Raw genomic sequence first — 12,368 nt, forward strand, 5'->3', positions numbered from 1 at the left:
TCAAAAACGGCGAACTCGTCGAACCCGGCACCGCCTCACCCGACCAGCAGGAGGCTGCCTGAAACAACCTCATCCACAGATCTTGACAATATCTCTGTAGTCGCCTCGCGACCATGCAATGTCGCGCAGGTCAGTGTTGTCAGCGATGCCGAAATAGTGGAACGGACAGAGAAGGTCTTGCTCTAGGGCGTCCCAGAGACGCAGCTCGTAGGTTGGGCGCCCCCCGAACCACCGCAAGATATCGAGGGAGTCCGTGCGCTCCGGGGTAGCAGTGAGTCCAAGGAGCTCGCGCGGCTCGCCTTGTGAAAGAAGTCTGGTGTAGCTGGAAGCGGCGGCGTGGTGGAACTCGTCGACGACCACCACGTCGAAGTCTGAGATGTCGACGGCTCCGCGGCCGTGGCCATTCAGAGATTGGATACTCGCGAATACGTGACGCCACGCCGTCGGCCGTCGGCCGTCGACGAAGAGTTCGCCGAAGCTGCCGTCCCCTAGGACCTCTCGGTATTTCCGCAGTGATTGCTCAAGAATCTCTTTGCGATGAGCCACAAAGAGCAGGGTCAGGTTTGATTCGTTTGCGTTGCACAGCCGCCGATAATCGAGGGCAGCAACGACGGTCTTGCCCGTGCCAGTCGCGGCCACCACAAGGTTGCGATGCTGACCGTGAACCACGCGAGCGACGTCCAACGCTTCCAGGATTCGCTCCTGATGCGGGTAGGGCTGGACATCGAGTCCTGACAGGGTGATTGTCTCGCGGCCGGAACCGGAACCGCCCGCTTCCGCCAGTGCAGTGTCGAGGCGTTCAGCGTCCGTTATCGGATCGTAGGGCTTGAACGCGGGGTCGTTCCAGTAGGTGTCGAACGTAGCCTCGAACTTTCGAGCGAGGGCGGGCGTAGTGACATTCGAGATCCGGACATTCCACTCCAGTCCGTCGACGAGTGCTGAACGCGACAGGTTTGAGCTTCCGACGTAGCCGGTGTCGAATCCGGAATTGCGGCGAAACAGCCAGGCTTTGGCATGCAGTCGGGTCGAGGCTGTCTCGTAGCGGATACGAACTTCCGCCCCATACCTTGTCACAAGGTCGTCGATTGCTCGACGTTCGGTGGCGCCGCGGTAGGTCGTGGTGATGACCCGCAGCTGGACGCCTCGTTCGTGCAGCGCCCGCAACTCGCGTCCAATTACAGCGATGCCGGCGAAACGAATGAACGCACAAAGCAAGTCAACATGATCTGCGCTCGTCAGCTCCCGCGAGATCTCGCTGGCCATGTTGGGCTCGTCACGAGTGTTGGTCAGCAAAGCGACCTCGGATAGCGGCGTCGAAGGCCGAAGGGGTGCAGGCACGTTGGTCGGGTGTAGTGACCCCAGCAGCTCATCGCGAGCAATGCTGTCGATTGCTCCGTCTGTGAGCTGGTCAATGATCAAGTTGGCCGCGTCGCGGCGCTTTCCCCTGTCGACAAGACGCAGGTGTCGCTCGACAAGGGAGGCGATATGCCGTGCATAGACTTGCGGCGCAACGTCTTCCGAGATGTGCTCAAAATCCGGATCGAGCGCAGACTCGGCGAGCTGTTCTTGGATTTTCGTGGTGAGCACCGACTCGTAGAGGCCAGGGACAAGAGGATCAATCACCAGAGGAGTAGATCACACGACACCGACGCCTTCCTTCACGCGAGGTCAAGCGGCTGCCCGCCGACGCTGAGATCGCCCGGGAAAACGCGTGATTGCCACGAGTGCAGACCCCAGCCGATCCCGACGCCGCACTGCGCGAGCAGCTTCGCACCTATGCGCGCAAGAACCACCGTCACGGGCTCCGCCGAGCCTGGGCACACGTGCGCTTCGACGACGGCATCGAGATCAACAAGAAGGAGGTGCACCGATTGTGGAAGGAGGGAGACCTGCAAGTGCGGCGTAGTCCGCGCCGCAAACGGGCCGGCCAGTCGTCGGTGGCGGCCGTTGTCGCGGATACACCGAAAAGTAGTGTGGGCGTGCGTCCTGGTAAACGGAGTAGGTTACCGCGACCGCCCGATGTTCCTCGCGGGCGCCGAGGCCTACGGTGATCCGGGTCTCTTGATGCAGAGTTGTTTCTATTTCAACCCGGAAGTGGTCGTAGGCTCCTGGCGGAGAGAGGCCGTGCGCGTGTAGCGCTGCTCGAAGGTCCACGCGCACGGCTTACCGGCCTTGTCGGTTGCATCATTGACAATAGGGTGGCCGAGGCGAATCGTATCTGATGATTTTGCTGCCGTGAGTAAGAATATTTGGTGAGGCTGGTCTTCCGCGCGGATCTCGCTATTCAATGATCGAATAATCTGACGTCCGACTTCTTTGTCGAACTCTTCTGATGATGCGGATAGCGCCTCGGCATTTGTACGACTAAACACCACCTGGTCTCGCCTATCTAGGATACGGGCAACCTCTGGCTTTATCTCGCTTTCTGCATAGAAAGCCATATGACTTACTCCAGACTTGAAGGAACGACCAGGTTGGCAGATGTAAACAGAGTTTGCCAGATACTCAGGATATGCCCACCTCGCCGCGACCACGACCACGTTGTCGCGGTCAAGAAGCCCATCTTGGTAGAAGAGAGTTTGTAGTTCACGAAGCAAGAAGGTGATTCGCTCACCGGCGAGGTCGCGCTGCTCATCCAGCAGGCTGTCGATGGCCTTGTTCAGTTGGGCGAAGCTAAACCAAACAACCCGGTCGTCTTTTAGGGCAGCAATCACCTTCGGTTCAATCTCATCCGGTGTCAGAACGAAGAGCCGCGACTGTATCTCGTCGTTATCCGTGAACAGTTTCAGATGCCCCCTGAGCTGCTTCTCGTCTACTGCGTCAATCTCGGTCTTCACTTCGAAGAGCCATTGGACGTGTGCCGTAATCCCTGCATCTGGTACCCGACTGTGCCTTGCTCCAATGCGGACCTGGTTAGTGAAAGCCACTAACGAGAGTGCGGAGTCACCGGCAGCGGCGCCGAGTAAGCGCTCCAGCAAGTACACAGGAAGTCTCTCCATTACTGCGAGAAGAGAAGCGGTCACCCGGTTCTCTCCTTGTCGGTAAGTGGAGAACAGAGGGGTAGTCATAGTCGTCTCCAGAATAGTTCCAAGCAGTCCGAGTCTAAATGTGAACATACCGCGATAGCAATGAACACGTGCCAATACTCTCAATCGAAGCTGATCTGCATTGAATATCGATCGCCCGGACCCGCCAGTCGCTGCGGCCAGCCTTACTCGATTGAAAGGTGCTTGTGATGCGGTTCGGGCCTGTTTCTCGTGCGACCTGGCGGGTAAGAAGCTTGGTTGTCTGCTGTCTGAGCACGTCGTCGATCCAATGTTCCGGCACCGCTCCGGCACCCCACCGCGCACCCAACAGTCCACCCGCGATCGCGGCGACAGTGTCGGTGTCGTGTCCGATGCGAATCGCGGTGAACAGCGACTCTGCAAAGTGACGTCCGGCGTCCTCGTCTGGTACGGGCGTCTGGAGAATTGACGCTGCCGCCGCCTGCAGCGCGGGGACGGTGAAGCCGTTCGGGTTGAACGTGCTCGGTGGCTTTGTCGCCGCTTGTTCGAGCCAGTCAGCCCAGTGGTCGACGCGTTCGGAAGGCAACAGGTCCAGACCCGCGGCCACGTCGAACCGTCCCTGAAGCACCGCGATTCGGATGGCCTCGCACCACACCACGCACGAATCGCCCGCAAGCGGATCGGCGTGGGTGAGGCCGGCGATCGACCTCGCCGCATCGGCGAGGGTGTTCCGATCATCGAGATGAGCCAGCGCGACCGGGGCGGTGCGCATCAACGCACCGTTGCCCGCCGATCGAGGATTCGTGGAGGCGTAGATCAACGCCTCCTCCCGCATCACCCGCCCCGGCCCGGCATCCGGGTCGGATCGCAGACGGCGGCGCGTGGCGCGCAGCACCGCACTCGTCTGATTGCCCATGTCCTTCGGTTCGCTGTCGAGCCACTCCAGGAAGTTGGCGGCGATGGCGTCGAGTGCCTCGCCGGATGTCAGATCGGCGCCGGTGGCGACAACGTCGGCGATGGCCATCGCCATCGAGGTGTCATCGCTCCACTCGGCGGACTCGAATCCGAATGGGCCACCGCCCAGCATCTCCGCTTCCTCGCCGTCGCGGAGGACACGATGGTCGAACTCGTACGGAACACCGAGTGCGTCGCCCACGGCGGTGCCGAGGAGAACGCCTGCGGCGCGGTCGGATTGGGCGGGGGTCAGAGCAGGCATGCGGTCTTCTCTTCCGGTCCGGTCAGTTTGAATACAGTGCGATGAGGTCTTCGGCTCGGTAGGGGCCGTCGTCGAGAGTCGCGTTACGGCGCCCTCGAGTGCAGCGCTTGATGCCGGTCAATCCAGCGAAAGCAACGAGGTTCTGCACACTCGCGTACGCCAGGGCCTCGGCGGAAGCGCCGTTCTTGATGCCGTGTCGGATGATCCAGTGTTCCACTCCGAAGCCGTCGGCGTAGATCTCCTGGATTTGCTGTCTCTTTGGTGAGAGTGGTCGGGCCGGAGCGTGGTTGCCCGACGACGAACCGTGTGAGTCGGCGGACTTCAGGGCCCTCCAGACGTGCTTGAACACGCTGTTTCCCTTGCCTTTTCCGACATAGAACGCCGTTCCGGTTCTGGGGTCGACCAGAGCGTAGACGTAGACGCCGAGGTTGCGGACTACTGCGCGAGGGATGGAATCTGGCACGTCGGGGCCCTGGGCTTCGGCGGGCTGGAGAAGTGCGAGCGCCATTTCGCGCATCCAGATAGGGATTCCGAAACCACCACCGCCGAGTCCTCCGAACATCATTCCGTCGGCCTGGTCGCGATCACGAAACGTCCGGCCGCCGTTACGAACGAGTACTTCAATCACATCGGTGATCTCCGCCGCTCGCATTCTTGGATCGTCTACCCCGGGGAGCTGGCTTTCGGGGTCGATGTATTCGGCAAGGGTGCGAAAGAATGGCCAATACTGGCGTTCTATCTGGGGGAGCCGAACCACGTCGATCGTGGTCATGGTTGCCTCGCTTCTTGTGAATGGAGTGCGAAACGCGCTGGCGGTGGTGGTTTCGACAGGCTCAACCAGCGGTGGGGCTCAACCAGCGTGCAGCGTGCTCAACCAGCGGTGGGGCGCTCAACTGGCGGTGGGCGTTCGACAGGCTCAACCAGCAGTGGGGCTCAACCGGCGCGCAGCGCGCTCAACCAGATGTGGGGCGCTCAACCAGCGGTTGGCGCTCAACCAGCGCGCAGCGCGCAGCGCCGAATCAGCCCCGCCGGCGCCCGCGCTTCCGGTTGCCCTGGTGATACGAGTCCCGCGTCATCTTGGACACGTATCCCGCACCGGCGGTCGGTGCCGCGTTGCCGAGCTCCTCGATCATCTCCAGTTCGCGTTCGATGGCGGCGCGTTCCGGGGGAGCGGCCATCATGGCCGACGAGATCAAGCTTGACCGGGAGTCGCGCAGGTAGGATTCGCCCGCGTCGAGGTCACCGGCCTCGTACGCCTCCGACGCCCGCAGTTTGGCCGCCTGCCCCTCCTGATACAGCTTCTCCGACTGCACCACCGGGTCGGGAATCCGTTCGCCGAGTTCGTCACCGGGCACCACGTTTACCGACACCGGCAGCGTGACCGCGTGTTCGGTGAGGGTCGCTGTCTCCACGTAGCGCAGCTCGAACTCGCCGATCTGGGCCAGACCGAGCGATGCGAGACCGTCGAACGCGAACTTGAGCAACAGCTTGCGATTCTCGAGCGCATAGAAGTCGCCGAGCTCGATCATCACCTCGCCGTCGTCCACCTGGTGTGCGGGCAGGTCGTTGTACAGACTCAGCTGCACCTCGGGCTTGAACCGCACGGTGAGCGTCACCGCCTGTGCCGACTTCGACAACAGGCCCTCCACCTCGCCCGCGATGGCCGCGCCGGCGGCATCGGGATCGTCGGCGAACACGTGATTCCCGTTGCCCGAGCGCGTGATCGCACTCAGCAGTGTCTCGTCGTAGCCGCGCCCATAACCGAGGGTCGACGTCACCACACCGTCGGCCGCGGCCTTCGCGGTGATCGACGCGAACTCGTCGACATCGCAGAGACCGCGGTTCACGTGACCGTCGCTGATCACCAGGACGGTCCCGCCACGAATGCCGACTTTGCCGGTCGCGCGATGCAGTTCCTGCAGCCCGCGCAGGTAACCCGACGACAGGTCGGTGCATCCGCCCGGCGTGATGGAGCCCACTGCGTCCATCGCGCGCTGCTTGTCGGCCAGCGTCCCCGCCGGCACCACCACCTGTGCCTCGTCGTCGAAGGTGACGACGCCGAACACATCCTGCGGGTCGAGCTGGGCGATCACCCCGGCCAACGCCTTCTTCGCTCCGTCGAGCGGCGGACCCGACATCGACCCGCTGCGGTCGAGCACGATCTGCAGCGCGGTCGGCGCACGCTCGGCGGACGGGGCGTCCGGTGCCTGCAGGTCGAGCAGAACGGCCACCTCATCGGCGGATTCATGTGCCACGACGTTGACGTCGAGAGCGGAGGAGAACTTCATCGCGAGCTCCTTTCCCGCCCCGGCATCTCGACCGAGGCTACTTTTCGCAATTCTGAGGTTACTACTTTGCGCGGACATTCGCATAGGGTCAAGTCGTGGCCGCCACATCCAGTCAGCGACTCGACAGCTATCCGCGCCCCAACGTTGCCGTCGACATTGCGGTGCTGACCGTGATCGACGCGGCGCTGCACGTGGTGGTGCAACGCAACCCCGACACGGGCCGAGCCGCGCTACCGGGCCGATTCATCCGGGAACGCCACACCGTCGATGCGACGGTGCGCGAAGTGCTCGAACTCAAACTGGGGCTCTCGCCCGATCGCGTCCGACCGCATCTGCTTGCGGTGTTCAGCGATCCTGACCGGGACCCTCGCGGATGGACGATCTCGATCGCACACGTGGTGGCCTTGCGCTCCGACGCGCTCACCGAGGTGACGGGCGAACTCGTTGCCGTGCGCGCCGACGGCCGGCTGGCGTCCGGAGAGCAGTTGCTCTATGACCACGATCTGATCATTGCAGCCGCCACCGACAATCTTCGCGAACGCTACGAGGACCGCCCCGACCCCGACAACCTCCTTCGCGAGCCCTACACCCTCTCCGACCTGCGTGAACTCCACGAAGCGATCCTCGGGCGCCGCCTCATGCGCGACTCGTTCAACCGCCGGGTGCAGCCACTGCTCGAACCCAAGGTGGACGCCGACGGCAACCCGGAGACCCGGATCGGCGGGGGCCGCCCCGCGCGACTGTTTCTCAAGAGCGCACCGCCCACCGCGACGTTCGGGTGGAAACTGCCGAGCAAAGGCGAATGACAGGAACCGTGCCACTCATCCGTGTGGCCGCGACACTCTTGCCCGGCGCAGAAGAATGATCGGCGCTCCCCTCACCGATCCCGCCTCACCCACCCCGCCGCCCCGGCGAGTCGGGCAGCCCCGGCAGGCACGCCAGCGCGAAACAGCCAGGGTTGCCCTGCAACGGCGCCCGCAGCGGCGTCGGCCCGCACGCGAGCGCCGTGCATCCCTTCGGCGCGTATGGACCAAAACCCAAGGCGCCCAGCGTGATATTCGGATCGGTGAACTGCATCGGGTCGAAGTTCAGGTTCATCGTCGCCTGATACGGACCCGGGTCGGCGATACGCGGTGACCGAAACGCGGCCACCAGCTTCCGGAAGAAGGTGTGGTAGAGCTCGCTGTTGGCACTCGCGGAGAGCAGGGTGGCAGGATCGGGCGACACGTCACCGAGAAGTCCGGTCCAACTCACCATCAGCCCCAGGCTCGGCACGATGAAGTTGTTCTGCTGCAGAAAGCCGACCATCGCGTACGCGTCCGGCGGCAGACCCGCCAGCGGCGCCACCGGATACGTCTGCCGCGACGGGAACGACGGCCCGGTGCACGGCTGCGCATTGACCCAGAACAGATACCCGTAGCAACGATTGGTGGCCGACGGCGTGTGTAACTGCCGGATGTATCCGGAGTCGATGATCCGTCGACCACCCCACACGCCGTCGTTGATCATCAGCAGACCCAGCCGGGAGTAGTCGGCAGGCGGCATGAACAAGAATGCATAGCCGTAGGTGTGCCCCGAGCGATCCCGGGCCCAGTAGTAGTCGTGCTGCGCAATACCCAACGGCCCGAACAGGTTCCGTTGACCGAACGTCTGCAGATCCTCACCGACGGCCCGCTGCACCACATAGGCGAGCAGGTCCGGTCCGTGCTGGGTGTACTCGAAGAAGGTGCCGGGCCGATGCTGAACGGGCAGTGCCAGTGCTTGTTTGGCGATGTTCGGGTCCACGTCGAGGCCCGAGGGAATCGCCTCGGTGATGATCGACTGCCGTAACCCCGACGACTGGGTCAGCAAGTCGCGCACCGTGATCGCGGCGTGCGCGCGGTCCACCTCGCCCGGCAGGTACCGGGCGATCGACGCCCCCAGATCCAGCTTGCCCTGCGTGTAGGCGATTCCCGCCAGCATCGACACCACACTCTTGGTGGAGCTGAACAGATTCCACGGAATGTCACCGGTCACCGCATTGAGCGGACCGCTCCCGATCACGCAGTTGTAGCGGAACACCTGAACATGGGTGCGCAGGCGTGACGCCGCGAATGCGATGGCGTCGTCGAGTCCCGCCTTGTCGATACCGACACTGGCGGGCGTGGCGCGCACTGGTGCGGACGCTCCGGTCGGTTGCCCACAGCGCCGATCGGCGGACGGCGCCGCGCTCGACGGCGGGGCGACGGCCACCCCGATGATCACCGCGACAAGTGCAAGCACCACCACTGCCGCCGACACCCGCGCTCCCGCGCACGATTGATCCGACACCCCAGACCCCCTGACCGTCGCGAGCGTGCCTTGTGTGGAGCCTGACACGTCACCGCCCACGCACGGGCGGGTTCAGCGGATCCGACCCCGACGATTCGACCCGGGGGGTCACCGGGAGTTCAGGTCAGGAGAGCCGATAGGTGGTGGGCGTGAGTTCGAATCCGTGCTGGGTACTGCGATTCTGGCAGCGCACCCCCGACGGGATGGCCGTGCACGTGCTGGTGCCCACCGACAGCGACGAACCCGCCGGCAGATCCTTGGCCTCGGTGGGTTGGCCGTTCTCCCGCGGCACAAAAACCGGTGTCGCGGTGTACAGGAACTTGGCCGGGTCGCGCGGTCCCACCTCCACCGCATTCGGTGCGCCCTCCGCGCCGGCCTCGTTGCGCACCTGAGGCGCCGTGCTCGGCATCGCCCCGACACATCCGGTCAGAAACGAGTACGCATCCACCGAACACTGCCACCGGCCCTGATCGGTCGAGAACTGGAAGGCCAACCCGTCGTCGCGCGAGTATTCGCCGATGTCCACCTGCTTCGGCAGTGTCGATCCGCCCGGCGGCACCAGGCGGAGCTGGTTCCCGTCGGCGTCGCGGCAGGTAGCGGCAACCCCGAGGACGGAAATGGCCGCAGGTGTCGGGGCCTCGCAGTGCCAGCCGTCGAAATCGATGCTGCCGGACTGCCCGCCCCGCTGCGCCGCGGGAAGCGCCACGAACTTGTCGACCACGCCGACGGCGTCCCCGCACGTCAGGCTGCCGCTGTTGACGACGATGGTGAGCGCATCGCTGTTGCCGGGAAGGTTCGTGGTGCCGCACACCCCGCTCGTCGGCAGAGCCGTCGCCGGGACACTGGACGCGGGACTCTGCGACGGCTCCGACGAGTAGGCGGGTGAGGAATATGCGGATTCCTCCGACGGAGACGAATTGGTGGCGCAGGCGCTCAAGGCGAGCACACACGCAGCGGAACCGATGATCGCGGCAGCTCGAAAGCGCATGACAGCAGCATATGGGCCGCGCGCGGTATCCGCGGCGAAAACTCCCTCGACGTCGGGCGACGCGACACTTACCGTGGACGCGCCGCGTCGCTCTACATGACGTGACCTCGACCTGATGGCACACTTACCCATGACTCCCGAGAGGAGGTGGCGCAGCAGCGTATGACCATTTTCGTCACCAATGCCGGATTGCAGATACTCGCGCGCGTCACCTGGCGTCGTGCCGCCGTGTTGTTGACCACCGACGTGGCCCGCAACGTGGAAGGCACGCCGCTGGTTCGGGTGGTTCATTCACCCACTGTCACGCTGCCCATCCACAAGGTGGTGGCCATCAAGCGCAACGCGTACCGTCCGTTCGCGGGCAAGTCGATGGACTCGTATGCCTCCAACGCCACCATCCTGCGTCGTGACCAGTGGATCTGCGCGTACTGCGACGGACCCGCCGACACCGTCGACCACATCGTGCCGGTGTCCGCGGGCGGCAAGAGCACCTTCGGTAACCAGGTAGCCGCCTGCAAATCGTGCAACGGATTCAAGGCCAACCGCACGCCCCGACAGGCCGGGATGGCGATGCGGCACGCCCCCTTCGTCTACGATCCCTGGGCCCAAGACCAAAAAGAGGTCTGGGAACTGTTCAACCTGCGCAGCAGCACGGGCTGATCCTCTTCGTCGTCGTAGGCGTGTGCGATAGTGCACGCGAACCGTCGACGAGGAGGCTTGCCCATGCCGCACAAGCTGCACGCGTCGCCGACATTCGCCAGCGGCGCCGAACGCCGACTCTGGGACGCCCTCACCGAGCAACTCCTCGACGACGACCTGGTGATCTCCGGGCAACGAGTCACCGACCACACCAAAGACCACGAGGCCGACTTCGTCGTCGCCATCGACGGCGCGGGCATCGCGTGTCTCGAGGTCAAGGGCGGCGAGATCTGGCACGACGGCGACGGCTGGCTGCAGCGGCTGCCCGACGGCTCCGCGAAACGCATCGATCCGGTGGGGCAGGTCCGCGACGCGTGCTACGCGCTACGCACGTACGTCGAAGCGGATCCGCGGTGGACTCGCGGCCGGGTCCGGTGGAGTCACCTCGTGGTGTTCCCCAACACGCAACTGCCCGCCGACTTCGCGATCCCCGAGTGCCCACGCTGGAAGGTCATCGACCGCACACAGCTCCGTCAGTTGCTCCCGTTGATCCGAGACACCGTGCTGCCCAAGGATTCCCGTGACGGCGCCCTCGACGCCGATGCCATCGCGCAACTGCAGACCGTGCTCTCCGGGCGGGGCCTGCCGCAGCACGATGTGGTGGCCCGCGCACTGCAGAACGAAGACGCCGCCGACACCCTCACCCAGAATCAGGCGGTCATCCTCGACGCGATCAGCCTGCTGAACCGGGTGGAGGTGCGCGGCGGTGCGGGTAGCGGCAAGACATTCCTCGCGCTCGAACAGGCGCGACGCCTCACCCGCAGTGGCATCCGGGTGGCCCTCGTCTGCTACTCGCACGGACTGGCCTCCTACCTGCGGCGAGTGACGTCGGGGTGGCCGCCGCGGGACCGTCCCGCCTACGTGGGCGAGTTCCACGAACTGGGCATGACGTGGGGTGCGGCGGCCGGACCCGACGAGACCGTGCGCACCGCGCAGTCGCAGGATTTCTGGGAACACGATCTGCCGCGGGAGATGACGGAGCTGGCCGAGAACTTGTCGCCGGCACAACGCTTCGACGCCGTGGTGATCGACGAGGCACAGGACTTCGCCAACCAGTGGTGGCAGCCGATGCTGGCATGCCTCACCAGCCCGGACGACAGCGGCATCTACGTGTTCAGCGACGAGGCCCAGCGGGTTTTCGAACGGCACGGCACACCGCCGGTGCCGCTGGTGCCGATCGTGCTCGACCACAACCTGCGCAACACCCGCCAGATCGCCACCACGTTCGGCCCGCTCGTCGGACAGCGGATGGAGCCATGGGGCGGCGACGGACCCGAGGTGCGTTTCATCGCATGCGCGCCCGACGAGGCGCTCGGCGTCGCCGACGACCAGATCGACGTTCTCATCGAGGAGGGCTGGCGTCCCGAGGACATCGCCCTGCTCACCACCGGCAGCCGGCATCCCGAACAGGTCGCGCGGCAAGACGAGGGCAACACGTCGTACTGGGATTCGTTCTGGGACGCCGACCAGGTGTTCTATGGCCATGTGCTCGGATTCAAGGGACTCGAACGTCGCGTGGTGGTTCTGGCTCTCAACGAGACGACACCGCGGGACCGCTCCAAGGAGCGTCTCTACGTCGGATTGTCCCGTGCGCGTGAGCAACTCGTGATCTGCGGTGACCCCGACTTCGTCCGCAGGGTCGGCGGCGAGGATGTCGCGCGGCGCCTCGGGTTGTGACGCCGGGTCACGGCCCCACGATGTAAGTGGTGTGCCCGGCCACCGCCCGCACCTGATTGTGGGGATCGTCGATCGAATTGTCCTCATAGTGGCTCTTCCGGATTGACGGTGCGTGAAACAGGTTCTACTGACCCCAAGATGTAGGTCGGATTTGCGGTGTGAGCCTGCGTGATGTGGGCGGGTCC

General features: G+C 64.4%; 10 protein-coding genes and 1 pseudogene. 4 read left to right on the forward strand and 7 right to left on the reverse strand.

Features of this window, described 5'->3' with window-relative positions; genetic code table 11:
- Positions 1 to 78: 78 nt before the first annotated feature.
- Positions 79 to 1,623, reverse strand: a pseudogene (locus ACWDTD_RS20075) (DEAD/DEAH box helicase family protein); the annotation flags it as partial.
- 101 nt (positions 1,624 to 1,724) lie between these two features.
- Here ACWDTD_RS20075 and ACWDTD_RS20080 point away from each other — a divergent pair.
- A complete protein-coding gene (locus tag ACWDTD_RS20080) occupies positions 1,725 to 2,051 on the forward strand; it encodes an IS3 family transposase (RefSeq protein ID WP_449748895.1) in 327 nt (108 codons plus the stop codon).
- A 27-nt stretch (positions 2,052 to 2,078) separates the two neighbouring features.
- Here the strand turns inward: ACWDTD_RS20080 and ACWDTD_RS20085 are convergent, their stop codons facing one another.
- From ACWDTD_RS20085 to ACWDTD_RS20100, 4 genes are all read right to left on the reverse strand, one after another.
- A complete protein-coding gene (locus tag ACWDTD_RS20085; RefSeq protein WP_449748896.1) occupies positions 2,079 to 3,023 on the reverse strand; it encodes a hypothetical protein in 945 nt (314 codons plus the stop codon).
- A 79-nt stretch (positions 3,024 to 3,102) separates the two neighbouring features.
- On the reverse strand, positions 3,103 to 4,221 hold the full coding sequence (locus tag ACWDTD_RS20090) for an ADP-ribosylglycohydrolase family protein (RefSeq protein WP_449748897.1): 1,119 nt from the start codon (positions 4,219 to 4,221) through the stop codon (positions 3,103 to 3,105).
- 22 nt (positions 4,222 to 4,243) lie between these two features.
- The gene (locus ACWDTD_RS20095) at positions 4,244 to 4,993 is read right to left on the reverse strand and encodes an LEM-3-like GIY-YIG domain-containing protein (RefSeq protein WP_449748898.1); all 750 of its coding nucleotides are present in this window, start codon (positions 4,991 to 4,993) and stop codon (positions 4,244 to 4,246) included.
- Between the two features lie 247 nt (positions 4,994 to 5,240).
- Positions 5,241 to 6,509 (reverse strand): vWA domain-containing protein, encoded by a 1,269-nt coding sequence (locus ACWDTD_RS20100; RefSeq protein WP_449748899.1) that lies wholly within the window; start codon positions 6,507 to 6,509, stop codon positions 5,241 to 5,243.
- A gap of 95 nt (positions 6,510 to 6,604) precedes the next feature.
- Between ACWDTD_RS20100 and ACWDTD_RS20105 the strand changes: the two genes are divergently transcribed.
- Entirely contained in the window at positions 6,605 to 7,315 is a 711-nt protein-coding gene (locus tag ACWDTD_RS20105) for an NUDIX hydrolase (RefSeq protein WP_449748900.1), read from the forward strand.
- Between the two features lie 85 nt (positions 7,316 to 7,400).
- On the opposite strand, the gene ACWDTD_RS20110 is transcribed toward ACWDTD_RS20105, so the two are convergent.
- On the reverse strand, positions 7,401 to 8,789 hold the full coding sequence (locus tag ACWDTD_RS20110) for a serine hydrolase domain-containing protein (RefSeq protein ID WP_449748901.1): 1,389 nt from the start codon (positions 8,787 to 8,789) through the stop codon (positions 7,401 to 7,403).
- Between the two features lie 154 nt (positions 8,790 to 8,943).
- Entirely contained in the window at positions 8,944 to 9,807 is an 864-nt protein-coding gene (locus ACWDTD_RS20115) for a hypothetical protein (protein ID WP_449748902.1), read from the reverse strand.
- 162 nt (positions 9,808 to 9,969) lie between these two features.
- Here ACWDTD_RS20115 and ACWDTD_RS20120 point away from each other — a divergent pair, with 162 nt between their 5' ends.
- Together ACWDTD_RS20120 and ACWDTD_RS20125 are read left to right on the forward strand one after the other, a co-directional pair.
- Complete coding sequence (locus ACWDTD_RS20120) at positions 9,970 to 10,467, forward strand: HNH endonuclease (protein ID WP_449748903.1); 498 nt, start codon at positions 9,970 to 9,972, stop codon at positions 10,465 to 10,467.
- Positions 10,468 to 10,530: 63 nt separating this feature from the next.
- Complete coding sequence (locus tag ACWDTD_RS20125) at positions 10,531 to 12,183, forward strand: NERD domain-containing protein (RefSeq protein WP_449748904.1); 1,653 nt, start codon at positions 10,531 to 10,533, stop codon at positions 12,181 to 12,183.
- Positions 12,184 to 12,368: the final 185 nt, after the last annotated feature.

It is taken from the genome of Gordonia sp. NPDC003425 (genome assembly GCF_053588635.1).